This is a genomic window from Pseudomonas sp. Xaverov 83 (assembly GCF_019352905.1).
Classification (GTDB): domain Bacteria; phylum Pseudomonadota; class Gammaproteobacteria; order Pseudomonadales; family Pseudomonadaceae; genus Aquipseudomonas; species Aquipseudomonas yamanorum.
The window spans coordinates 86,481-109,700 of sequence record NZ_JAAAFU010000049.1 but is presented as its reverse complement, the minus strand read 5'-3'; the positions used below and the strand labels follow the sequence as shown (position 1 = coordinate 109,700).

Annotated in this window: 26 protein-coding genes; 6 read left to right on the top strand and 20 right to left on the bottom strand. The window is 61.7% G+C overall.

The features are described from left to right. Nucleotides 1–10: 10 nt before the first annotated feature. Nucleotides 11–1,051 (bottom strand): YCF48-related protein, encoded by a 1,041-nt coding sequence (locus K0H47_RS16040; RefSeq protein ID WP_063031293.1) that lies wholly within the window; start codon nt 1,049–1,051, stop codon nt 11–13. A gap of 342 nt (nt 1,052–1,393) precedes the next feature. On the opposite strand from K0H47_RS16040, the gene K0H47_RS16035 reads away from it, so the two are divergent. Beyond that, a complete protein-coding gene (locus K0H47_RS16035; protein WP_219273190.1) occupies nt 1,394–2,509 on the top strand; it encodes a Gfo/Idh/MocA family protein in 1,116 nt (371 codons plus the stop codon). Between the two features lie 136 nt (nt 2,510–2,645). Here K0H47_RS16035 and K0H47_RS16030 read toward each other — a convergent pair whose 3' ends face one another. The 5 genes from K0H47_RS16030 to K0H47_RS16010 all read right to left on the bottom strand — a co-directional run bounded on the left by K0H47_RS16030 (nt 2,646) and on the right by K0H47_RS16010 (nt 9,907). Further along, on the bottom strand, nt 2,646–5,759 hold the full coding sequence (locus tag K0H47_RS16030) for an efflux RND transporter permease subunit (protein ID WP_219273188.1): 3,114 nt from the start codon (nt 5,757–5,759) through the stop codon (nt 2,646–2,648). Next, nucleotides 5,756–7,027, bottom strand: a complete 1,272-nt coding sequence (locus tag K0H47_RS16025) for an efflux RND transporter periplasmic adaptor subunit (RefSeq protein ID WP_219273186.1) — start codon at nt 7,025–7,027, stop codon at nt 5,756–5,758. The genes K0H47_RS16030 and K0H47_RS16025 overlap by 4 nt, the downstream gene beginning before the upstream one ends. Continuing rightward, on the bottom strand, nt 7,020–8,258 hold the full coding sequence (locus K0H47_RS16020; RefSeq protein WP_063031298.1) for a TolC family protein: 1,239 nt from the start codon (nt 8,256–8,258) through the stop codon (nt 7,020–7,022). The genes K0H47_RS16025 and K0H47_RS16020 overlap by 8 nt, the downstream gene beginning before the upstream one ends. Nucleotides 8,259–8,354: 96 nt before the next feature. Then, a complete protein-coding gene (locus K0H47_RS16015; protein ID WP_219273184.1) occupies nt 8,355–8,702 on the bottom strand; it encodes a hypothetical protein in 348 nt (115 codons plus the stop codon). Nucleotides 8,703–9,001: 299 nt separating this feature from the next. Continuing rightward, a complete protein-coding gene (locus tag K0H47_RS16010) occupies nt 9,002–9,907 on the bottom strand; it encodes a hypothetical protein (RefSeq protein WP_003219728.1) in 906 nt (301 codons plus the stop codon). Between the two features lie 368 nt (nt 9,908–10,275). Here K0H47_RS16010 and K0H47_RS16005 point away from each other — a divergent pair, with 368 nt between their 5' ends. Next, entirely contained in the window at nt 10,276–10,959 is a 684-nt protein-coding gene (locus tag K0H47_RS16005) for a response regulator transcription factor (RefSeq protein WP_003219726.1), read from the top strand. Further along, nucleotides 10,937–12,334, top strand: a complete 1,398-nt coding sequence (locus K0H47_RS16000) for a cell wall metabolism sensor histidine kinase WalK (protein WP_017477141.1) — start codon at nt 10,937–10,939, stop codon at nt 12,332–12,334. The genes K0H47_RS16005 and K0H47_RS16000 overlap by 23 nt, the downstream gene beginning before the upstream one ends. 132 nt (nt 12,335–12,466) lie before the next feature. On the opposite strand, the gene K0H47_RS15995 is transcribed toward K0H47_RS16000, so the two are convergent. The 3 genes from K0H47_RS15995 to K0H47_RS15985 are packed head-to-tail and all read right to left on the bottom strand — an operon-like array spanning nt 12,467 to nt 14,731. Further along, the gene (locus K0H47_RS15995) at nt 12,467–12,883 is read right to left on the bottom strand and encodes an SRPBCC family protein (protein ID WP_177070124.1); all 417 of its coding nucleotides are present in this window, start codon (nt 12,881–12,883) and stop codon (nt 12,467–12,469) included. Nucleotides 12,884–12,912: 29 nt separating this feature from the next. Beyond that, the gene (locus K0H47_RS15990) at nt 12,913–13,710 is read right to left on the bottom strand and encodes an SDR family NAD(P)-dependent oxidoreductase (protein ID WP_063031301.1); all 798 of its coding nucleotides are present in this window, start codon (nt 13,708–13,710) and stop codon (nt 12,913–12,915) included. A gap of 16 nt (nt 13,711–13,726) precedes the next feature. Further along, the gene (locus tag K0H47_RS15985; RefSeq protein ID WP_063031303.1) at nt 13,727–14,731 is read right to left on the bottom strand and encodes an aldo/keto reductase; all 1,005 of its coding nucleotides are present in this window, start codon (nt 14,729–14,731) and stop codon (nt 13,727–13,729) included. Nucleotides 14,732–14,849: 118 nt separating this feature from the next. On the opposite strand from K0H47_RS15985, the gene K0H47_RS15980 reads away from it, so the two are divergent. Next, on the top strand, nt 14,850–15,791 hold the full coding sequence (locus K0H47_RS15980) for a LysR substrate-binding domain-containing protein (protein WP_063031305.1): 942 nt from the start codon (nt 14,850–14,852) through the stop codon (nt 15,789–15,791). A gap of 73 nt (nt 15,792–15,864) precedes the next feature. Here K0H47_RS15980 and K0H47_RS15975 read toward each other — a convergent pair whose 3' ends face one another. From K0H47_RS15975 to K0H47_RS15955, 5 genes are all read right to left on the bottom strand, one after another. Beyond that, nucleotides 15,865–16,074, bottom strand: coding sequence for a YXWGXW repeat-containing protein (locus tag K0H47_RS15975; RefSeq protein ID WP_219273182.1), 210 nt, complete (start codon nt 16,072–16,074; stop codon nt 15,865–15,867). Nucleotides 16,075–16,311: 237 nt separating this feature from the next. Beyond that, nucleotides 16,312–16,788 (bottom strand): periplasmic heavy metal sensor, encoded by a 477-nt coding sequence (locus K0H47_RS15970; protein WP_219273180.1) that lies wholly within the window; start codon nt 16,786–16,788, stop codon nt 16,312–16,314. Beyond that, nucleotides 16,785–17,216, bottom strand: a complete 432-nt coding sequence (locus tag K0H47_RS15965; RefSeq protein WP_093198538.1) for a hypothetical protein — start codon at nt 17,214–17,216, stop codon at nt 16,785–16,787. The genes K0H47_RS15970 and K0H47_RS15965 overlap by 4 nt, the downstream gene beginning before the upstream one ends. Then, nucleotides 17,213–17,794 carry an RNA polymerase sigma factor gene (locus K0H47_RS15960; RefSeq protein WP_063031311.1) on the bottom strand — a complete coding sequence of 194 codons (582 nt, stop codon included), beginning with the start codon at nt 17,792–17,794 and terminating at the stop codon, nt 17,213–17,215. The genes K0H47_RS15965 and K0H47_RS15960 overlap by 4 nt, the downstream gene beginning before the upstream one ends. 47 nt (nt 17,795–17,841) lie before the next feature. Then, nucleotides 17,842–18,162, bottom strand: coding sequence for a YXWGXW repeat-containing protein (locus tag K0H47_RS15955; protein ID WP_063031313.1), 321 nt, complete (start codon nt 18,160–18,162; stop codon nt 17,842–17,844). Nucleotides 18,163–18,432: 270 nt separating this feature from the next. Between K0H47_RS15955 and K0H47_RS15950 the strand changes: the two genes are divergently transcribed. Continuing rightward, nucleotides 18,433–18,576: a hypothetical protein gene (locus K0H47_RS15950; protein ID WP_167410160.1), complete on the top strand. Its 144-nt coding sequence runs from the start codon at nt 18,433–18,435 to the stop codon at nt 18,574–18,576. Between the two features lie 4 nt (nt 18,577–18,580). On the opposite strand, the gene K0H47_RS15945 is transcribed toward K0H47_RS15950, so the two are convergent. Beyond that, the gene (locus K0H47_RS15945; protein WP_017477131.1) at nt 18,581–18,829 is read right to left on the bottom strand and encodes a DUF1652 domain-containing protein; all 249 of its coding nucleotides are present in this window, start codon (nt 18,827–18,829) and stop codon (nt 18,581–18,583) included. Between the two features lie 243 nt (nt 18,830–19,072). Between K0H47_RS15945 and K0H47_RS15940 the strand changes: the two genes are divergently transcribed. After that, entirely contained in the window at nt 19,073–20,017 is a 945-nt protein-coding gene (locus tag K0H47_RS15940; RefSeq protein WP_063031317.1) for a diguanylate cyclase, read from the top strand. A gap of 287 nt (nt 20,018–20,304) precedes the next feature. Here K0H47_RS15940 and K0H47_RS15935 read toward each other — a convergent pair whose 3' ends face one another. The 5 genes from K0H47_RS15935 to K0H47_RS15915 form a co-directional block, all read right to left on the bottom strand. Further along, nucleotides 20,305–20,565: a hypothetical protein gene (locus K0H47_RS15935; protein ID WP_017477129.1), complete on the bottom strand. Its 261-nt coding sequence runs from the start codon at nt 20,563–20,565 to the stop codon at nt 20,305–20,307. 4 nt (nt 20,566–20,569) lie between these two features. Then, a complete protein-coding gene (locus tag K0H47_RS15930; protein WP_219273178.1) occupies nt 20,570–21,016 on the bottom strand; it encodes a GNAT family N-acetyltransferase in 447 nt (148 codons plus the stop codon). Between the two features lie 90 nt (nt 21,017–21,106). Next, nucleotides 21,107–22,006, bottom strand: a complete 900-nt coding sequence (locus tag K0H47_RS15925; protein ID WP_063031321.1) for an AraC family transcriptional regulator — start codon at nt 22,004–22,006, stop codon at nt 21,107–21,109. A gap of 36 nt (nt 22,007–22,042) precedes the next feature. Next, entirely contained in the window at nt 22,043–22,738 is a 696-nt protein-coding gene (locus K0H47_RS15920; RefSeq protein WP_008435986.1) for a fumarylacetoacetate hydrolase family protein, read from the bottom strand. Between the two features lie 95 nt (nt 22,739–22,833). Next, nucleotides 22,834–23,163, bottom strand: a complete 330-nt coding sequence (locus tag K0H47_RS15915) for a hypothetical protein (protein WP_219273177.1) — start codon at nt 23,161–23,163, stop codon at nt 22,834–22,836. Between the last annotated feature and the right edge of the window lie 57 nt (nt 23,164–23,220).

The following is a 23,220-nucleotide window of genomic DNA, read 5'->3' as shown; positions in this document are numbered from 1 at the left end:
CCCCGCCTTCTTATTGTTTTGTCGGCTCGGCGCCGGTTGGACTGGCCACGCGAACGCCGCCCTGCCCCGCCAGAATCAAGTTGCCGTTGCCCGCCGCCGTGACCGCCGACAGCGAAATGCGGTCCGGGCGATTGAATACGCTGAAGGTCAGGCCGTCGTCGTGGCTGACTACCACGCTGCCGCCGTTGCCCACTACCACGATGGAGCCGTCGTCCAGCAGGGTCGCCCCCGACAAGCCGAACTCCAGCGCGCCACGGGTGGCATTCAGCTCCACCGGTTCCCAGGTGCTGCCAAAATCCGTGGAGCGAAACAGGTTGCCGCGCAGGCCGTAGGCCAACAGGGTCTGCGCCTGGGCGGTGCCGATCACGCCGAACAGCGAGCCCTCGTAGGGGCCTTCGAGTTTTTCCCAGGTTTGCCCCTCGTCATGGGAGCGGAACATGCTGCCCTGCTCGCCGACGATAAACAGCCCGGCGTCTTTCACCTGGGCGATGGCGTTGAGGTGGAATTGGTCTTCGTTGTCGAGGCGGTCGCTGACGTCATCCCAGGTCTTGCCGCCGTCGGTGGTTTCGATCAGTGCACCGTAGGCGCCCACGGCAAAGCCGTTGCTGGCGTCCTTGAACCAGACGTCGAGCAGCGGCGCTTCGCGCTTCAAGTCCTGGAATTGTTGCGTCCAGGTCACGCCGCCATCGGTAGTGGCGAGGATCTGTGCGTCATGGCCCACCGCCCAGCCGTGTTGGTCGTCGGCGAAAAATACGGCGGTCAGCAGTTGCCGGGTGGGGACTTTGGCCTGAGTCCAGGTGGTGCCCTGGTCGTCGGAATAGAGGATGTGCCCGCGATCACCGACCGCGACCAGGCGTTTGCCTGCGTGCACCACGTCGATCATCAGGCTTTTGGCCGCCTTGGGGGATTCAATGGCAAACACCGCTGCGGCGGTGGTTTCAGTGGCGGCGTGGGCCGGTGTCGACAACGCGACAACCCCCAGCAACGAGAGCGCTGTGGCCAGCAATGCGACCCTGCGCGTGGCCTTCGGGCGGAAAAATACCACACCCATGACAGGCTCACTCATAGACCTTTCTCCCATTTATTATTGTTAGGTCGTCTTGCCGTGGGGAGCCCTGAAACCTGCAATCTAGAGCGCCTTGAGCAAGCTGGGCCATCCTAGCGGGCTTTGGAATCGTCTGACAATCGGCGCTACGTTATGTTTTGTTAACTGGAGGGGGTTTGAGCCAGTGCTGAATGTAGCGCTATCAGCAGCGGTGATCGTAGAGGGGGGCTCCCTCGCCACAGGGTGAATGGGGAGCCCTGGAATGAATTTTTATTCTACGTGTTGAGTTTTGGGAATATTTATTCCATAAATAGCCCTCTCAAAACAATAATTCGAAGGAACCCGGCTATGCGCGAACTCGGAATCGGCCTGATTGGCACAGGCTTTATGGGGCGTGCCCACGCTCTGGCATTCAATAACGCTCGGGCGGTGTTTGAACTGCCGGTGAAGCTCACACTGGCCGCCCTGGCCGATGCCGATACCGAACGCGCGACACGCTGCGCCGCGGACTGGGGGTTTGCCCAGGCCCATGGCGACTGGCAGCAGTTGATCGACAATCCCAAGGTCGATGTCGTCGCCATCACGACCCCTAACCATTTGCACTTCCCGATGGCCATGGCTGCGCTGGCGGCGGGCAAGGCGGTGTATTGCGAGAAGCCGCTGGCGGTGAGCCTGGAGCAGGCGGCCGCCATGCGTGACGCGGCGAGCAAGGCCGGGGTGGTGACGCGGGTGGGTTATAACTATCAGCACAACCCGATGATTGGTTTGGCCCGGCAGTTGATCGCCAGTGGTGAGTTGGGAGAGATCATCAGTTTTCAGGGGGAATTCAGCGAGGATTTCATGGCGGATGCATCGTCGCCGTGGTCGTGGCGCTGTGAGGTGGGGCATGCCGGCGGTGCCTTGGCGGACTTGGGCAGTCACTTGCTGTCCATGGCGCGGTATTTGGTGGGGGATGTGCTGAGTGTGTGCGCCGATACGCAGACGGTGCATGGGCAACGGCCTGCTACGGCGGGGAGTGAAGCACTGCGGGAGATTGCGGTGGATGATCAGGTGCATGCGTTGCTGCGATTTGCCAATGGTGCGCGGGGGACGGTGAGCAGCAGTTGGCTGAAGCATGGGTATAAGAATCACCTGAGCTTTGAGATCAGTGGCACCCGGGGCACGTTGTTGTTTGATCAGGAGCGGTTGAATGAATTGCAGCTGTTTCGGGTTGGGCAGGAGGGGTTTCAGCGGCTGCTGGCGGGGCCTTCGCTGCCCGGGTATGCGGCGTTCAGCCCGGCACCGGGGCATCAGTTGGGGTACAACGAGTTGAAGACGCTGGAGGTGCATGAGTTGATGATGGCGTTGGCTGGCAAGGGCAGCGACGGGACGGATTTTGCGGCGGCTTGGGAGGTTGAGCGGTTGGCGACGGCGATTCGGGTGGCGGCTCGGGAAGAGCGGTGGGTCAAGCTGAATGAGGTTTGAAGGATAGAGGAGGTCAAATGTGGGAGCCGGGCTTGCCCGCGATAGCGGTGTGTCAGTCAGCATATTCGGTGACTGATACACCGCTATCGCAGGCAAGCCAGCTCCCACAGAAGCCAGCTCCCACATTTGATTTTTGTCAGCTTTGAGTTTTGCGCATGAGGCGGTAGGCCGCCGGGATGACGAAGAGGGAGAGCAAGGGTGCTGTGAGCATGCCGCCAATCATGGGCGCGGCAATTCGGCTCATGACTTCGCTGCCGGTGCCGCCGCCCAACAGGATCGGCAGCAAGCCGGCGATGATCACGGCCACGGTCATCGCCTTGGGCCGCACGCGTAATACGGCACCTTCGGTGATGGCTTCCAGCAAGGCCTGGTCCCCTCCTCCCTGGCGTTCGGCCCAGGCGTTTTTCAAATACAGCAGCATGATCACGCCGAACTCCGCCGACACCCCCGCCAACGCGATAAATCCAACACCCGTAGCCACCGACAGGTTGAAGCCCAGCCAGTACAGCAACCACACCCCACCCGTCAGTGCGAACGGCAACGTGGCGAGGATCAGCAGCGCCTCATCCACCCGCCGGAACGTCAGGTACAGCAGCACGAAGATGATCAGCAAGGTCGCTGGCACTACCAGCTTCAGGCGTTCATTGGCCCGCTCCAGGAACTCGAACTGCCCCGAGTAGCTGAGACTCATGCCCGGTTGCAACTGCACCTGCTGGTTGATCGCCTCGCGCAAATCCTTCACCACCGACGCCAAATCACGGTCGCGCACGTCGATGTACACCCAGCCGGAAGGTCGGGCGTTTTCGCTTTTGAGCATCGGCGGGCCTTCGGTAACCTTGATGTTGGCCACGGTGCCCAAGGTGATCTGGCTGCCCGACGGCGTATAGATCGGCAGGTTGCTCAAGGCACTCACCGAATCGCGCCACTCCTTCGGGTAGCGCAGGTTGATGGGGAAACGCGCCAGCCCTTCGACCGTCTCGCCGATGTTTTCACCGCCAATGGCCCCGGAGACGATGGACTGTACATCGGAGATGTTCAGGCCATAACGCGCGGCGGCCGGGCGGTCGATATCCACGTCAATGTAGCGCCCGCCCGTCAGGCGTTCCGCCAGTGCCGAACTGACGCCAGGCACCTGCTTGGCGACCTTTTCCACGGCCTGGGTCACCGCGTCGATTTCCATCAGGCCGGTGCCCGCGACCTTGACGCCGATCGGGCTTTTTACCCCGGTGGCGAGCATGTCGATGCGGTTGCGGATCGGCGGAATCCAGATGTTGGTCAGCCCCGGCACCTGCACCACCCGGTCGAGTTCCTTCACCAGTTTTTCCGGGGTCATGCCGGGGCGCCATTGATCTCGTGGCTTGAACTCGATGGTGGTTTCGAACATTTCCAGCGGTGCCGGGTCAGTGGCCGTTTCTGCACGGCCGGCCTTGCCGAACACATGGGCGACTTCCGGCACGCTCTTGATCAAGCGGTCGGTGCGCTGCAGCAACGCGCCTGCGGTTTGCGTCGACAACCCCGGCAGCGCCGAAGGCATGTACAGCAAGTCGCCTTCATCCAGCGGCGGCAAGAATTCACCGCCCAGATGCGACACCGGCCACAGTGCACTGGCGACCATCAGCAGCGCCACGAGCAAGGTCATGCGCGGCCAGCGCAGCACCGCTTCGAGGGCCGGTTGATAGAGCTTGATCAGGCCGCGGTTCAGCGGGTTGCGTTGCTCATCCGGAATACGCCCGCGAATCCAGTAGCCCATCAGCACCGGGATCAAGGTCACCGACAACCCCGCCGCAGCGGCCATGGCGTAGGTCTTGGTGTAGGCCAGCGGCCCGAACAAGCGGCCTTCCTGGGCTTGCAGGGTGAACACCGGGATAAACGACAAGGTGATGATCAGCAGGCAGAAAAACAGCGCCGGCCCCACCTCCACCGCCGCATCGGTGATGACCCTCCAGTGTTCTTCACCCTTCAATGCCTGGTTCGGATGCGCGTGGTGCCAGGCCTCGATTTTCTTGTGGGCGTTCTCGATCATCACCACCGCGCCATCGACCATCGCGCCGATGGCAATCGCAATCCCGCCCAGGGACATGATGTTGGCGTTGATGCCCTGGAAACGCATGACGATAAAGGCAATCAACACCCCCACCGGCAACGAGATGATCGCCACCAGGGACGAGCGCAGGTGCCACAGGAAGATCCCGCACACCAGCGCCACCACCAGAAACTCTTCGAGCAGCTTGTGGCTGAGGTTGTCCACGGCGCGATCGATGAGTTTGCTGCGATCGTAGGTGGTGACGATTTCCACACCGGGGGGCAGGCTGGTTTTCAGTTGCTCCAGCTTGGTCTTGACCGCCGCGATGGCCTCGCGGGCGTTCTTGCCGCTGCGCAGGATCACCACGCCGCCTACCGCCTCGCCTTCTCCATCCAGCTCGCTGATGCCCCGGCGCATGTCCGGGCCCAGTTGAATTGTCGCTACATCGCCGAGGGTCACCGGCACGTTGTGGGTGTCGAGCCGCAGGGGAATGCCGCGAAAGTCCTCCAGGGTTTTCAGGTAGCCGGACGCACGCACCATGTATTCCGACTCACCCATGTTCAGCACCGAGCCGCCGGTTTCCTGGTTGGCCTTGCCGATGGCTTCCACCACTTGCGCCTGGGTAATGCCGCGACTGGCCAGGGCCAGCGGGTCGATCTGCACCTGGTACTGCTTGACCTGACCGCCGATGGTCGCCACCTCGGCGACGTTGGGCAGGGTCTTGAGTTCGAACTTGAGGAACCAGTCCTGCAGCGAGCGCAGTTGCGCCAGGTCGTGTTTGCCGGTGCGGTCCACCAGCGCGTACTGGTAGATCCAGCCTACACCGGTGGCATCCGGGCCCAGCGCCGGCTTGGCAGATGCCGGCAAGCGTGCCTGCAACTGGCTCAGGTATTCCAGCACCCGCGAACGTGCCCAATACAGGTCGGTGCCTTCATCAAACAACACATAGACATAGCTGTCGCCGAAGAACGAAAAGCCGCGCACGGTCTTCGCTCCCGGCACGGAGAGCATCGTGGTGGTCATCGGGTAAGTGACCTGGTTCTCGACAATCTGCGGCGCCTGGCCCGGGTATGGCGTGCGGATGATCACCTGCACATCCGACAGGTCCGGCAAGGCGTCCACCGGGGTGTTCTGGATCGACCACAGGCCCCAGGCGGTCACGAACAAAGTCGCCAACAACACCAAAAAGCGGTTGGCCACCGACCAGCGAATCAACAGGGCGATCATGGCCGAGCTCCCGGTTGCATGCTCATGCCGCCCATGGAGTCTTCACTTGAAAAACCGTCGGACGCCTGAGTGGTAATTCCCTTCAAACTTGCTTCAGAGTCCAGCAGGAATTGACCCGAGGCGACTACCTGCTGGCCTTCCTGCAGGCCTGAAACAATGACGGTCTGGTCCTGGTTCTCCGCGCCGACCTGGACTTCCGCCGGTCGATAACGTCCGCCCTCTTCAGCCACCATCACCAGCACGCGTTTGCCGGTACGAATCAACGCCTCGCTCGGCAGCAACAGCACCGATTGCCCAGTCGATTGGGCCAAACGTACTTGGGCAGTCATGCCGGGACGCAACGCGCCGTCAGGGTTGGGCAGTTCGACTCGCACCTGCACGGTGCGGCTATCCATGGCGGTAGCGGGCAGGATTGCGGCGACAGTGCCTTTGAATACCTGGCCTGGCAGCCCGACAAAACGGCTCTCGACGGTTTGCCCAACGGCCAACGCGGCGCCCTGGGCTTCCGGCACCGCGACTTGCAGCCATACGGTGCCCAGGCCGTTGACCCGCGCGAGGGTTTGTCCGGTCGCAACGGTCATGCCCTCGCGCACATCCAGGGTTTGCAACGCGCCGCCTAACGGGGTGGTAATGGTCATCACCGATTGCACCCGGCCGCTGCGCTCCATTTGCGTGATCAACCCGGCAGGCATTCCGCTCAAGCGCAGGCGCTGGCGGGCGGCAGCCAACAAACCTGGATCGCTATGTCGCAGCGCAAGGAACTCTTCCTGAGCGGCGGCCCATTCGGGCACCAGAATGTCAGCCAGGGGCACCTGAGCCTTGAGCACATCCCCCGGCGCACGGGCGTAAACCCGCTCCACAAACCCCGCAGCCCGCGACTGCACCACCGCCACATCGCGGTCGTTGAAGGTCAGGATTCCCGACAGCTCAAGACTCGACGCCAGCACCCCACGGCTGACGCTCGCCAGGCGCACACCGATATTCTGGGTCAGGCTCGAGTCGATATGAATTGCCGCACTCTCCTCGGCGCCACCGGCGTAGCGCGGCACCAGTTGCATGTCCATGAAGGGCGATTTGCCCGGCTTGTCGAATTTCTGCTGCGGGTACATCGGGTCGTACCAGTACAGCGCCTTTTTATCGTCCGGCGCCTGCATCGTCCCGGCCATGTCCGGCTGTGCCTCGCGCATCTGCGCCAGCCAGTAGCCGCCGCCCAGGCCCAACAGCAGCACGCCGCCCAGCAGGGCCACGTTCACGATTCGGTTATTCATTGGAGGGTTCCCCGTAAGCGAAATACAGCTGGGCGCCGATCAGGGCGCGCTGCTCAATGGCATCAATCTGTTTGAAGCGCGCCTCGACCCACTCGCGGCGGGCGCTGACCACGTTCATCAGGTCGCCCTTGCCCGCGCGATACCCCGCCAGGCTCAGGGACACCTTCTCCTCGGCCAGCGGCACCAGGCTGTCCTGGCTGCGCTGCACGGCGCGGTCCAGGCGCTGGTAGTTGGCCAGGTCGTCTTCGAGTTCCTGGGTGTGTTCACGGGTCTTGGCTTCGCGTTCGGCGTCCAGTTGGTCGAGTTCGGCCTGCTTGGCGGCGATGCCGGGGTTCTGCCGGCGACCGGGAAAGATCGGCAAATCGAAGGTGAATTGCAGGCTGACCATGTCGCCGTACTCACGGCCTCGGTGCTGGTAGTCGACTTCCCAACTCCAGTCCGACGTCTTTTGCGCCTTGGCCTCGTTCAGCCGGGCTTCGGCCTCGCGGGTGCGCGGTGCAAAGGCTTGCAGAACCGGGTGCTGGTGCAGGTTGTGGGTGAAGCCGGTGGTGTCGATTTTCCAGTTCGGCAATTGCCCGCTGGGGGCTTCGCTGGCGGCCGGGCCAATCCAGCGCTTGAGGGCCGCCCGAGCCTGGGCGCGTTGCTGGGTCAGCTCATCCTCGCGCTCGGCCAGGTCAGCCGCTTCCTGCTTCGGGATCACAGCGTCGGAAGGCTGCCCGCGACCACCGGCCAATTGCGCACGCACAGTGTCTTGCAGCAGGCGATTCTGCTGATAGAAGTCCTTGAACAGTGCCTCTTTGCGTTCCACCGCATAGGCGCGAATCCACGCCTGGGCGGTGGCCTGCCGCACGTTCAAACGTTCGATCCGGCCTTCGGCGGCTGCCGTGTCCACGGTGGCCGACGCCAACTCAACCCGCGCCTTGCGCTTGTCGCGGCTGGGCACCTGTTGCTGGATACCGATCATTTGCTCGGTCATGTCATCGCCATACAGCGTGCCGCGATTGGGCCCGCCAATGGGGAAATTCTGCAGACCGACTACCAGTTTCGGGTCCGGCAGTTCGCCGGCCGGAATCGCTGCCTGGCTGGCAGCCTGCAATTTGGAGGATTCAGCCGTCAGCGACGGCGCGTTGTTTTGCGCCAGGCGCAAGGCTTCATCCAGGGTCAGCGCGGACGCCAGCGTCGGCCACGCCAGCACGCCCATCACCAGGGCACGCACGCATAGGAAATTCATCTTGAAGTGTCCTGTTCTGTTGCGCTGCGCACCGCTTTACGCGGCCCACAGCAAGGCCGTCCCGGGTCAGGGACGAGTCTTCAGGTGCAACAGGAATCAGGTGCGGGGCGGACGCCAGACGCCGGACGGCGTGCGGTCGGGGATGAAGTCAGAAGAGACGCTGACCAGCTGCGCACTGGAAACAGTCACCGGTGCCTTGAGCACCGGTATCGACAATTGCAGCATGCCGCCAGTCTTGCACTCCTGGCCGGGTTTGCAGCTTTTGCCGTGGTCAGCGGGCGTGGCGCCGTCCTGGCAACAGTCAGGGGGCATATCGCTCATCATCTGCATGCCGGACATCTGCATCGGGCACGGCTCAGTGCTCGACGGCACACCCGCCATCCCGGTCAGGGGAAGCGCAAGACTCAACAGCAGGACCAGGAAAAAACGCAGATAGCGGCTCATGGGACGGGAGCTTAGCCAAAAGGAGGTTAAGCAACAATTAACAAAATCCGGAGATTTCGCCTTCGCCCGGAAGGCAGCAACGACACAAAACAAAATGTGGGAGCGGGCTTGCTCGCGAAAGCGGTGTATCAGCCAATTCATATATGACTGATACATCGCCTTTTTCGCCAGCAAACCCGCTCCCACATGGGACCGAGCAAGACTCAGGATCAGTGCATGAAGATCGCGATCAGGATGATGACCGGGATAGGCACACCGAGGAAAAACAGCAGTAATGAGCGCATGAGGTTCTCCTTGAATTAACGAACGGAAGTGGTGTGGGGAGTGGTTTCCAGGTACACCACGGCATCCCGGCGGCGACCGCCAAAGGTTGCAGCGAGGCTGGCGAAAAACGCACCGATCAACAGCGCCACGAAGGTCCACAGCGAGGTGTAGGCAGCCACTTTTGCAGCCGTGTCGGCAGCCTGCTTGGCTTTCAACTTGGCGTCATCCAGCGCTTTTTGAGCCTGGCCGTAGACCTGGTCAACACGCGCCTCGGCATCGGCCTGGCTGAGGTTGGTACGCTGGCTGATCAACTGTGCAAGGTACGCACGGTCTTCAGGTGCCAACTGGCCGTTGTTGCTCACGGTGCGAGCGAAGATGCGGGCGACCACACCGTGCACGGCGTCATCGCTGACGGCTGCCGGGCGGTCATCACGGAACAGGCTGTCGACGTAGTAGCCGAAGTCTTCGCCCTTGGAGGCAGCGCCAGCCACCTGGCTCATGCCACTGACGGCACCCGATGCCACACTGGCACCGGCCTTCACACCACCGCTGACCACACTGCTGACCGAACCGACGATCAGCACCGCCGTCACCAGTGTCGCCACGGCCCAGGCCAGGAAGCCATGGGCGGTGTCGCGAAAGTACACCTCATCGCCGTGCATATTGGCCCATTTCACCCGCAGGCGACCGGCGATGTAACCGCCCATCCCCGATGCGATGATCTGCGTAACCGCCAGCCAGACAATGGTGGAAATGCCAAGCCCTTTGGCGCTGATACCACTGTCGGCCCACGGCGACACCGCCGAAAAGCCCAGGCCGAAGCCCAGCAGCACCAGGATCAAGGACAGCGCAGCCGCGGCAGCAGCCCCGGCAAAGATCGCGCCCCAGGAAACCCCGGAGAGCGTGCTCGACTCTTGCAGCGTGGATGAGGATGTGATCATTGTTGTTTTGCTCCAGGCATGAAAAATAGTGTTACAAGTCTCAAAAGGGACAGTGCAGGCGACGTGCCAGAAGCCATAAAATTAAAAACTCATATATTTCAATTAGTTAAGTAATTTGAACTAATTTGAACCATGCAACTTGCAAGAAATGCCCTGAAGCGGCGGGCGTAATGCATTCCTTGTAGGAAACAATCCTTGAGCAAGCGGTGGTGTGCAAAAAATCCTACATGCACAGCGTTCGTTCAGATTCAGCGGGGTAAGGTGAATTGTGTCGTTTGTACCTACATAAATTTTTATTTAGGAAGCGCGCTATCATTTCTTGGCAAAATGCCCGCACTTCAGTGTGAATCGCTCACCAGGTAATCCTTATGACCCGCATTTTGACCATCGAGGACGACGCCGTAACGGCCCGCGAGATCGTTGCAGAGCTGAGTAGCCATGGACTGGACGTAGACTGGGTAGACAATGGCCGCGAAGGCCTGGTCCGTGCCGTCAGCGGTGATTACGACTTGATCACCCTCGACCGCATGCTCCCGGAACTGGATGGCCTGGCCATCGTCACCACCCTGCGCACCATCGGCGTATCCACACCGATCCTGATGATCAGCGCCCTCTCCGACGTAGATGAACGGGTACGCGGCCTGCGCGCCGGCGGTGATGACTACCTGACCAAACCGTTCGCCTCCGACGAAATGGCCGCCCGCGTCGAAGTGCTGCTGCGGCGCAAAAGCACAGTCAAGGAGTTCGAAACCGCCCTGCGCGTAGCGGATCTGGAACTGAACCTGATCAGCCGTGAGGCCAGCCGTGCCGAACAACCCCTGAGCCTGTTGCCGACGGAATACAAGCTGCTGGAATTCCTGATGCGCAACACCGGGCAAATCCTCTCGCGGATGATGATCTTCGAGGAAGTCTGGGGTTATCACTTCGACCCGGGCACCAACCTGATCGACGTGCACATCGGTCGCCTGCGTAAAAAAATCGACCCGCCGGGCCTCACGCCGCTGATCCGCACGGTACGAGGTTCCGGGTATGTCATTGCTGAACCCCTCTAAAGGCTGGCGCTCTTCCAGCAGCCGGCTGCTGGCGCTCTACAGTTCGTTGTTCGTGGCCTGGAGCTGCATCCTCATGGGTGTGCTCTACTACGAGGTCTCCGGTTACCTGGGCGACCTCTCGCGCCACTCCCTGATGCAGCGCCAGCACCTGTTCCAGCGCTTTGACGGCGAAGAGCTGGTAGAAGCCCTGACCACCAGCATGACCTTCGACATGAAGGGCGTTGACGCCTACGGCCTGTTCGACGACCAGTTCAACCCCATCAGCGGCCCGATCCGCGTGATACCGCCGGACCTGCCAATGGACGGGCACATCCACGCCCTGGCCAATTGCATCGACTCCGATGATCCGAAACTGCCCCGCGACAGCTGCGACGCCGTAGCCACCCACACCGAAGACGGCCGCTGGCTGATCCTGGTGCGCGCCAACGGCTCGCTTTTTGGCGTGACCCGGATCATCCTGCACGCCTTGCTGTGGGGGATCACCCTGACGATCATTCCCGGGGCCGCGGGTTGGCACCTGCTGCGCCGGCGCCCGTTGCGGCGGATTCGCGGGATCCAGGCGAGTGCCGAAGCCATCGTGGCCGGCGACCTGACCCACCGTTTACCGTTGTCTGATCGGCGCGACGAACTGGACATGCTGGCGGCCATCGTCAACGCGATGCTCGACCGCATCGAGAAGCTGATGAACGAGGTCAAGGGCGTGTGCGACAACATCGCCCACGACCTGCGCACCCCGCTGACCCGTCTGCGGGCGCAGCTGTACCGGATCCAGCAGCAGGCCGACGAAGACGCCCCCCACGCCCTGCAACTGGACGCGGCCATCGCCGAAACCGACACCTTGATGGCGCGCTTTCGCGGCCTGCTGCGGATTTCCGAACTGGAAGACCATCAGCGCCGTTCAGGCTTCCTGGTGCTTGATCCCCTGCCCTTGCTGCAGGAACTCCACGACTTCTACCTGCCCTTGGCGGAAGAAGGCCAGATGGAACTGCTGCTGCAAGTGCCGGACTCGTTGCCCTGGATCACCGGCGACCGCGCGCTGCTGTTCGAAGCCTTGGCCAACCTGCTGAGCAACTCGATCAAATTCACCCCGCCGGGCGGCGAAGTGATCCTGCGAGGCGTAAACGATGCCGGTAGCACCCGCATCGAAGTGCTCGACTCCGGGCCCGGGATTCCGGCAGCGGAACGGGCCGCGGTGTTCCAGCGTTTCTATCGGGTGGACGAAGGCAATCAACAGCAAGGCGGGTTTGGCTTGGGACTGTCGATTGTGGCCGCGATCATCAACCTGCACGGGTTCAAACTGGAAGTCGGCAGCAGCGAACGAGGCGGCGCGAAGCTGATCCTCGAATGCCGCCAGCAGTTGATGCCTGAAGCCTGAAGAACACCGCTGTAAATGTGGGAGCTGGCTTGCCTGCGATGCAGGCACCTCGGTTTATCAGTTACACCGAGTTGATGCTATCGCGGGCAAGCCAGCTCCCACATTTGACCTCATTGACCCCAAGCCAATACTTCAGCCTGGGAAATTGCCCCGCAGCGCTTCCAGCCCGCCGCTGTAGACACCGGTAAACAGCTCCTCCACCGCCGCATCCGTCACACCGGCCACCGGAGTAAACACACCCGACCAGGTGACCTTGGCGGTGCTGTCCGTCAACGCCTCAACCTTCAACGTTGCCAGATACTCACTCACCGGAAACGGTGACTCGCTGATGGAGTAGCTGTAAGTACGTGCCGCGTTATCAAAGCCTTGCAGCCGCTCCACCACCACACCACCATCCGCCGTTTGCAGATGGCGCACACGCCCGCCTTCACTCGGCTCGCTCTTGGCGATAAAGGGCAGCCAGTCCGGCAGCGAGTTGAAGCCGCCGACCAATTGCCAAACCTGTTCGGCCGAAGCCGGGATTTCAATAACAGCAGATGCTTTTGCCACGATTAACACTCCAAACCATTCAAGAAAAATCAGATCGCCATGCTGTCGACAACACCGCCGTCGACCCGCAACGCGGCACCGGTGGTGGCAGAGGACAGCGGTGAAGCAATGTACGCCACCAGATTCGCCACTTCATCCACATTCGCTGCGCGCTGGATGATCGACGTCGGCCGCGCATTGCGCACAAACACATCCGCCTCGTCCCGCGCACTGCGCCCGGACTTGGCCACGGCGTCCTTGAGCATGTGCTCCAGGCCATCGGTGAAGGTCGGCCCCGGCAGAATCGCATTGACCGTCACCCCGGTGCCCGCCAGGCGTTTGGCCAAGCCATGGGACACCGCCAGGTTGGCGCTTTTGGTGACGCCGTAGTTGATCATGTCGGCGGGCGTTGCCACACCCGATTCCGACGATACAAAGATCACTCGTCCCCAGCCCTTCTCGACCATGCCCGGCGTGTAGTGCCGCGACAAACGCACGCCGGAGATCACGTTGACCTCGTAGAAGCGCGTCCACTCGCTGTCGGGGGCGTCGAAGAAATCGACGTCGTTGAAGATTCCGAGGTTGTTCACCAGGATGTCGGCCCGCGGCTCGGCGGCGAACAGCTTTTCCGCACCCTCGGCCGTGCCCAGGTCTGCCACCAATCCACGTAGCTCGGCGCCGGGGACTGCCTGGCGAATCGTCGCCAGCGCCTCGTCGACCTTGCCCGATTCACGCCCGATCACCACCACCGTGGCGCCGGATTGCGCCAGGGCCTGGCTGATGCCCAGGCCGATCCCGGCGGTGCTGCCACTGACGATTGCGACTTTGCCACTGATATCAATTTTCATGTTCGCGTTCCTGTGGTTAGAGCGGCAGCGGTGCACGGGCCGAAATCAATCGGGCGTCGCGCAGGGCCTGCCAAAAGGCTGCGGGAATCTTCTCTGACAACGCCGCGACGTCTTCAGCAATTCGACCCGGACGACTGGCACCCGGAATCACTGCCGCCACTGCCGGATGGGCCAGGGAGAATTGCAGTGCAGCGGCTTTCACACTGACGCCATGAGCAGCGGCAATCGCCTTGATCTGCTCGACCTTGCTGATGATCGCCGGGCTGGCTTTCTGGTACTCAAAATGCGCACCGCCCGCCAGGATGCCCGAGCTGTAGGGGCCGCCGACCACGATCTCGACGTTCTGCGCCAGGGCCGCGTCCATCAGGCGCTGCAAGGCACGTTCGTGGTCGAGCAAGGTGTAGCGACCGGCGAGCAGGAAGCCGTCGGGCTGGGCTTCGGTCAGGTCCAGGGTCAACTCGCACGGCTCGACACGGTTGACGCCCAGGCCCCAGGCCTTGATCACACCTTCTTCACGCAGGCGGGTGAGCACTTTGAAAGCCCCAGTGCGCGCCTGATTGAAGTAGTCCAGCCATTGGTCCCCGTAGAAGTCCTGGGCGATGTCATGAATCCATACGATGTCGAGGCGATCCGTTTGCAGGCGGTTGAGGCTGTCTTCGATGGAACGCAGGGTGGCGTCGGCGCTGTAGTCGTTGACCATCTTGTTCGGCCGGCCGTGTTCGAACACACCGCTCTTCTCGCCGAGGTCGCGGGCGCTTTCTTCCACTTCATCGAGAATCAGGCGGCCGACTTTGGTGCTCAGTACATAGTCGTCACGGTTGTATTTCGACAGGGCCTGGCCCAGGCGAATTTCCGAGAGGCCCGAACCGTAGAACGGTGCGGTGTCGAAGTAGCGCACGCCCTGGTTCCAGGCTGCTTCAACGGTGGCTTGCGCCTCTTCTTCCGGAATTGCGCGGAACATGTTGCCCAATGGGGCGGTGCCAAAACCCAGCACGCCGGGCAGTTTGTCTTTCAAGCTCATGGGGTGAATCCTCAAGATTGTTCAAGGTCGCTGTGTTGACCGTTGAGCAGATCGTAGATTGCAGAGATCGGACCGTCCAAGACATACTGCGACCAACTTGAGTCCCTGAAGGTCTGACATGATCGATTTCCGCCAATTGCGCTACTTCGTTGTAGTCGCTGAAGAAGAACACGTGGGGCGTGCTGCCGAACGGTTGCACATCTCCCAATCGCCCCTGAGCCGACAGATTGCCCAACTCGAAGAGCGCCTGGGCCTGACCCTGTTCGAACGCAGCCAACAACGCATCCGCCTGACCCGCGACGGCCAGACGTTCCTCGCCGAAACCAAGGCGCTGCTGACCCACGCCAACCGCCTGGAATCCCTGGGCCGGCGATTGGGCAAAGGCGAAGAAGGCGGTCTGTGCATCGGCTACATCGAAAACGCCATGCACGCGGGCGTGTTGCCGAATGCCTTGAAAGTCTTGCGCGATGCGCGGCCCAACGTGCATATCGCGCTGTACAACCTGCCCTCCGCTGAGCAACTGGAAGGCTTGCGCCAACGCAGCCTGGACATCGCCCTGGTGGGTGAGCCACCGGCGGCGGATGACCCGGACCTGATGGCGCTGCAAGTGCTGGACGACCCGATGCTGCTGGCGCTGCCCGAACATCATCCGCTGGCCAGCGTCAGCGAATTACTGCCCGAACATCTGGCCGAGCAGCAATGGATTGGCGTGCAACGCAAACCCGGGGCGAACCCGGCGGATGACTTTGTTGCGGCGTGCATTCGGGCAGGGTTTACCCCGCAGATTCCGATGGAAGCCAGCGAGCCGTTTACCGCGTTGGGATTGGTGGCGTCGGGGTTGGGTGTGGCGATGGTGCAAAAGGGTTTGAGCCGCAATGCACCACCGGGCGTGGTGCTGCGGGAACTGCCGTGGCTGACCTACACCACGCCGCTGTGGGCGGCGTGGCATCGGATCAATTTGCGGCCGTTGGTGGAGACGTTCAGGAAAGTCCTGACAGAGCCCCTATCACATGTGGGAGCCGGGCTTGCCCGCGATGCAGGCAGCTCGGTCTGTCAGTAAAACCGCGGTGATGCCATCGCAGGCAAGCCAGCTCCCACAGGGTTTCAGTGTCTCAGTCGAAAATGTGGAGGGTTCAATACCGCCAATGCCCCGGCACCCATAACCACTGCCCGTTCCCCCAGCGATAGTGCCCCCGCACCCACTGATACCCCGGCGCCGGCGCCACCGGCACTACCTCAACCAACGGCGGCGGGCGCCGCGGATGAACAGGTTCAACAATGCAACCGGATAACGCCGCCGCCATCAACGTGGCGGCCAGCGTGGCCTTGAATATGCGGAACATGGCACGGTTCCCCAATGAGACTGGCCTTCGCCTGAGTGGCGGGCCTACCCGGGTTAAACGCGGCCAACCGGGAAAATCCGTCGCCCGTCTCGGTGATTAATGCTCGTTCCCACGCTCTGCGTGGGCACGCATCCCGCGACGATCCGCGTCACCACTGTGCAAGACTTGAACCTTGCATCGCCAACTCGACGCAGAGCGTCCGGGGCGGCTTCCCCACGCAGAGCGGGGGAACGATCATCAGTGGCTCTTGGCGGCCTTGCCCTTCGTCTGCCCCTTCATATACAACGCTTCCACCAGCCGCTGGCGTTCATCCCGGGGCAAGGTGTTGGCGAACTGCGCCAGGGTGTTGTCCACCAGCGCCCGGAGCGCCATGTCCGCCTCCCGGGCCTTGCCCAGATCCGTCACCAGCGCCGCATGATCCAGGGTCGGCGCTTCCAGTTGCTTGATCACATCCAGCCGCGCCTCACGCCCGGCAAGCACCAGCGGCTGGCTGTCGGCGCGGTTCTGGCGCAGCAACTGGCGCAGTTCCTTGCGCCGTTCCGGCGGCAGCTTGACCATCGCCTGGCGCAGGCCATGTTGGTTCACCACCGCTTCGGCGGGCTTGGTATTCGCCAGCCAGTGGTACAGGCCACCGCCGACACCACCGATCAAAAACACGTTGAACAACACCGACACAACCAGCAGCGGCTTCAGGTACTTGGGTGACGGGGTCATTGCTCGCTTTCCTCGGCGTTGACGGTGAAGACGACTTCGGCGTCGCCCTGGTCGAAGACACTGGGCAGTACTTCAGGACCGAGCGTGGGCAGCGGGACGCTCAAGGACGCTACCAGGATGCCGGCGGCAATCCCGGCGATGCCCACGCCGACGAAGCCGGCGGGCGATAGCCAGCCGGCGTAGCGTGCCCAAAAGGACTGGCGCTGGGGGAACGACTGGCGAATCTGCCGCGCCAGCGCCGGGTCGACGGGCGCCAGTTGATAGGCGTCCAACTGGCCATCGAGCCATCGCGCCTGGTGCAGCACCTCACGTACGCCGGCCTCGCCTGCGTCCAGCAGTGCCTGGGCCTGCGCCTGTTCGGCACGGGGCCAACGGTGCAGGTGGCCGCCGTAAGCCTCGGCCAGTTGGGCAAATCGTTCAGGCGTCATGGTTTTCCCCTTCCTGGGCGGGCGGGCCCGGGTGTGTCGTCAAGGTAACTGCGCAGGTTGCGCCGGGCCCGTGACAGCAAGCTCTCCAGTGCCTCGACGCTGATGTTCATCAGCGCCGCAGCGTCGATATTCGACAGCTCTTGGTAATACTGCAACACAATCGCCTCGCGCTGGCGTTCGGGCAGCGACGCCAGCGCCGCCGCCATATGCTCACTGCGGGCGGCGGCTTCCAGTTGTTCATCGGGCGCAGGCGCCGTGTCGACCACTTCGCTCATGGCCTCCTCATCGTTCAACGGGCGCTCCTTGCGCCGACGCAAATGGTCATGGCACAGGTTGAGCACCACGCGGTGCAACCAGGTGTCGAAACGCGCTTCGCCGCTGCGCCAGCTCGCAGCCTGGCGCCAGATACGCAGGAAGCTTTCCTGGGCCACGTCCCTGGCCTCGTCGGCATCCCCGAGAATCCGACTGGCGAGCGCGAGCAAACGCGGCAGTTTGCGCGTCACCATTTCGTTGATGGCCGCCGGTTCGTTGTTTCCGATGCGGGCCAACAGCTCAACGTCCGGATCAGTGTCTTTCAATAGGGCAAGTCTCGGTCCGGTGGCTAAGGGTCAGGTTGACGGGATGGTCAGCGGACCCAGTGCCCTTCGATCCAGTACCAGTTGGGGCCGCGCGACTCCCAGTGGCCAGGTTCCCAACGGGCGTTGCGCATCACCGGCTGCCAGTGGCCCGGCACCCAGGCATAACCGCGCCCTTCGTAGCGCCAGTGCCCGCGGTCCCACACATAGCCAGGGCGTTCGACGGGAACGGCCTCGACGCGCATCGGCGGTGGCGCTTCGCGGATGATCACTTCGGTCTGGGCAAAGGTCGGCGTGCTGACCAGGGCGGCCAGTGCCAGCGGGATCAACAGGGCATAACGTAATTTGGCCAGCGGTCGTGCAAGTCTCATGACAACTCCTTCATCGGCGATCGCCAGTGATCGCAGCTGTAGGGTTGAACGGCGGGTGTCCGAATAATCCGTCGCGTCAACATCAACTTTTTTCGCGACCGTTCAGGACAGCAGACAGGGCCAGTATTGCCCAGGGTTTACGGGGGATTGATGAAATATGCAAAAAGCTGCGACGGATTTGGCCAGGCGGTCGCGTTCAAGGGTTAACCGTTGGCAATCGGCAAGCACTTTTTGTCGATTGGCAACGTTCACTACCTTGAGGAAATCACCATGACTCGTCGAATTTCACTGCTGGTTGCCGCAGTCCTGCTCATGAACCTTGGCGGTTGCGTGTTCCTGCCGGGCCACCGTGATCACTGCTGCTGGCGCGGTTACGGGGTGGTAACGACCCCGACAGCACAGGCCATTTCCTGAGCCTCTAGCTGACCGCCGCAAACCCTCTGCGCCCGGCCTTGATCTCGGTGCGCAGTTCGCCAATCAGGTTTGAGATGGAACGGATGCTGTCCAGACCTTGGGGGGACACGCGGGTCAGCAGCAGGTCGACGCGCCCGGACGCCGGGTCGAAGATGTTGATGCGCAGCGAACCATCGCTGTTCAGCGAGCAGTCGCAGGCGAGCGGCAGGAAGCCGGACTCCATGATGTGGCGAAACTCGGCGATCGAAACCATGCGGGCACCCTTCCCTGTACGGGGCTCGGAGGACGTGATCCGTCTAGGGTAGATGAGCTTTTTCAAACTGCCCGGGAATTAATGCAAAAGTGATACTTGGTGCGCATTTCGGCTAAAACCGCTGGCCGGCTGACGCCAAAAAAACCACACCGACACCCTCTTATCCGATGCCGCGCGAAGGGCTTGCTTCCTGGTGATGATGGCCAGATGCTCTGGTTTTTTCCGACACCGAGAGCACTCCGCATGAGCATCGAACCTTTGATCGAACCCGACAGTGCTGTGTACAAGACGTTGCTGGAATCGACCAAGGCCATTCCCTGGCGTATCGACTGGGCAACCATGACTTTCAGCTACATCGGCCCGCAGATCGAGGCGCTGCTGGGCTGGACGCCGCAGAGCTGGGCCACCGTCGATGACTGGGTGGAACGCATGCACCCGGACGACCGCGAGTATGTGGTCAACTTCTGCGTCTCCCAGTCCCGGGCCGGGGTCGACCACGAAGCCGATTACCGGGCGCTGACCGCCAGCGGCGAGTACGTGTGGATTCGCGACGTGGTGCACGTGGAGCGCAAGGACGGCGAGGTGCAGGCGCTGATCGGCTTCATGTTCGATATCAGCGAGCGCAAGAAGACCGAGGAACACCTGATCCGTCTGCAAAAACAGTTGGAGGAATATTCGTTCCAGGACGGCCTCACCGGTATCGCCAACCGGCGCATGTTCGACACCGTGCTGGCGCGGGAATGGACCAGTGCCCAGCGCAGCCAGTTGCCGCTGTCGTTGATCCTGTTGGATATCGACTATTTCAAGCAGTACAACGACCTCTACGGGCATATCAAGGGTGATGAATGCCTGCGGCAAGTGGCGCATACGCTCTCCCGGGCGGCCAACCGGCCACGGGACTTCATCGCGCGTATCGGCGGTGAGGAGTTTGTGTGGTTGCTGCCGGAAACCGATGCCGAATCCGCCCGCCGTGTGGCAGAACGCTGCCTGCACCTGATCCGCCAGCAGCAGATCGAGCACGGGCATTCGGCGGTGTCGAACCTGCTGACATTGAGCCTGGGGGTGGGCACTTGCACGGTAAAGCCGGGCAGCGCGGCGCTGGCCTTTGTCGAAGACGTCGACAAGTTGCTGTACCAGGCCAAGCGCAATGGCCGGATGCGCGCAGAGTTTGCCGACGTAGAGGATTGATACATCCCTCAAATCGCGGGCAAAAAAAATCCCAAGTAGCTGATGGAAACTTGGGATTTAAAAATGCATAAACCGTGGGAGGTGAACGCCCGGCTATATTACCGAGCGGCAAAACTTGTAACAAGATAATTTTCAACCTTTCGTCGGATTAAAACAGCGCTAAGTCATTCAATAACCACACATTTTTAATGGATCCGATTATTGAAAGTGCCACTTTTTGGTGCAATAACGCCCTGCATTAAACACACTTGCTCGGTTTAATTCCGCGATAAAAATAAGGTTATTGATTAGAAGTGCGTGGGCTTCTTCAAATAATGCTCAAACAGGTGCTTGCAGGGATCCACCAGCACAAGTTCGTTCTGAGCCGTGCCGCGCGAAACGCTGGCTGCCTGGCGGCATAACGCCAGGCGCTCCGCCGCCTCTTCCCGCTGCCGGTCTACCTGGGCATTGAGCCGAACGAAATAGGCCCCCAACAACACTGCGACACACAGAACCCCGACGACAAAATAGCGGAAGGCGTTGGATTGAGGGGGTTCCAGCTCACTCATACACTCATTGCACCTTGTGTTTCTGATAGCGAACGTCGTCGCCCTCAGCCGCGCCGACCACCGACCAGCCAAGCCGTTGGTAAAAGCCATTGGCCCGGATCTGTTCCCGCCCGTCAGTGGTCAGGCAGAGTGTGTCGTGGCGTTCGAACAGCGCCGCCTCCGCCACCGCCATCAGTTGGCGGCCCAACCCGAGGTTTTCGTGGGACGGCAACACAAACAGCGCGAACACCTCGCCTTCGGCAAGATCGACCATTGAAAACCCCACAGGCGCACCGTCCACTTCGGCCAGCCACACACAGGGCGCTTCACCCATGCAGTCAGCGACGAAATGCGGGGTAATCCCCAGCTCAGCCATCTGCTCGCGGCTTAGATGGTTTTGCACCACCGCGGTGCGAATATCGAAAATAGCATTGATATCGCCCGGCGTTGCCAACCGTATAACCGTACCCATGTGCACCGCCTCCCGGTGAGACGCTCAATTGTATGTAAATTGAAACACATCGGTTGTGTTGGATTTGTAAAACACTCACCGGATTGCGCGTTAATTCTGCTCACGCCGCCTGAACTGCCCCGGCGCGAGCCCGTGGGCCTTGCGAAAACACCGGGAAAAATAGGCCTCGTCGGTAAACCCGCAGCGGTGCGCAATTGCGCCGATCATCTGCGGGCTGTTGAGCAGCAGCGTGCGCGCCAGTTGCATGCGCCGGTCGAGCACCAGTTGCGAGAAGGGTTTGCCGGTTTCCTTGCGCAACAGGTGGGTCAGGTAGTTAGGTGACAGAAAGGCTGCCGCCGCCGCATCGGTCAGGTTCAGCGACGGCTCGTGCAAATGCTCACGGATGTAGCCTTGCACCCGAGCCAGGGCGTCCTTGCGGCCACGGCGGGTGGCGTTGTTGGCGGCGAAGGCCTGGAGCGGTTCGGCGTACTGTTGGCACACCAGCCCGATCAACTGGAACAGATAACCCTTGAGCCGCTCCCGGGCGCCGAAGCTACGGTGGGCGTCCAGGCTGCGCATGTGTTCCAGCCAGGTTTTGACTTCTTCGAAGGCCGCGTCGTCGAGGATGAAATCCAGCTGCTCCTGGAAGCGGAACGGCGACAGCTCCGGGGCCTGGCCGATGGGGATGTCTTCCAGGTCCAGCGGGTCGCAGGTCAGTTGCGGCAGGAAAAAGCCCTGGCTGAAATTGATCAGCATGAAGTCGCCGTCTTCGGGATGGGGAATCACGTGCAGGCGATGGGGCAGGATAAAGGCCAGGGCCTTTTTCGGAAACGGGCGCACCGCACCGCCGATGTGCTGCACGGTGTCGCCGCCCAGGTTGATCTGAATCTGGAAGTATTCGTGGCGATGGGGACTGGTCAGCGCCGCCCTGCCCCGCTTGTCGCGGATGTAGAAGTCGGAGCGGTCGCTGCGTTGTTCCATGCCATAGGTGGTAATGCGGGTGCCGGGCATACGTACTTCTCGGAGGGCCTGGGCACCACTGTAGCGTCAACCCTGGCCGAGGGTGAAGCTCAGCTCCGCCAGACCGTCGATTCCGGCGGTCACCACATCGCCCGGCTGCAAGGCGCCGACACCTGCCGGGGTGCCGGTGAAGATCAGGTCGCCGGCCTTCAATGCCACCGATTTGGAAGCATGGCTGATCACTTCGCTGACCGACCAGATCTGGTCCGCCAGGTCGCCCACTTGGCGTTGCTCGCCATTGACCTTGAGCCAGATACGCCCGCTGACCGGATGGCCGACGGCACTCACCGGCCGCAGCGGAGTGCAAGGTGCCGACTCATCAAAGGCCTTGGCCCATTCCCACGGCCGCGACAGCTTTTTCGCCTGGGCCTGGAGGTCGCGGCGGGTCAGGTCGATGCCCAAACCGTAACCCCAGATATGCGCAAACGCATCTTCCGGGGCGATGTCCACGCCGCCCTTGCCGATGGCCACCACCAACTCGACTTCATGGTGCAGGTCGGCGGTCAATGGCGGATAGGCGATCACGCCCTCGGCAGGCACCACGGCATCCGCCGGCTTCATGAAAAAGAACGGCGGCTCGCGGTCAGGGTCGTGGCCCATTTCGCGGGCATGTTCGCTGTAGTTGCGCCCGACACAGAACACACGGCGCAGCGGGAAGCGAGCGTCGTCACCGTGGATGGCAAGGGACGGGGTTTCGTTGGGGGTGATGACGTAGCGGGTCATGGCATGTGCCTCTTCGATTACCTGGGGCCAGTATGCGGACGGGCTCCGGGGCGAAGTTGGACAGGCTTACGCAGATTTTGTACTGGGCGGTGCAATCATTTACGCGCCAGCTTGTAGCGCAAACAGTCCTGATAAAAACTCTGGCGAATCACCTCGGGCTTGACCCGCGAGCGGCTGTCGTAGGTCTGCTCGGTGATGCCCATGGCCATCATGTGCATCCAGGGCTTCTTGAACTGGTAGGTCTTGAGCTTCTGACGCGCGGCGTACAGCGAGACGCCCGACAGCTTCAACTCCTGGGCCCGGGCCGCGGTGCCCGCGCCCCAGCTGCACATGTACTTGTCGTTATCCCGCAGCTCCCGTGCCTCAACCGAAACCGCCCCACCCGCTATTGCGCAGGCGATCAGCATGATTCCAACATTGCGCATTTGCATCCCGCCTAACCACCTGAAAATAAAAGTGATTTTGGCGATAATTTTGTTACA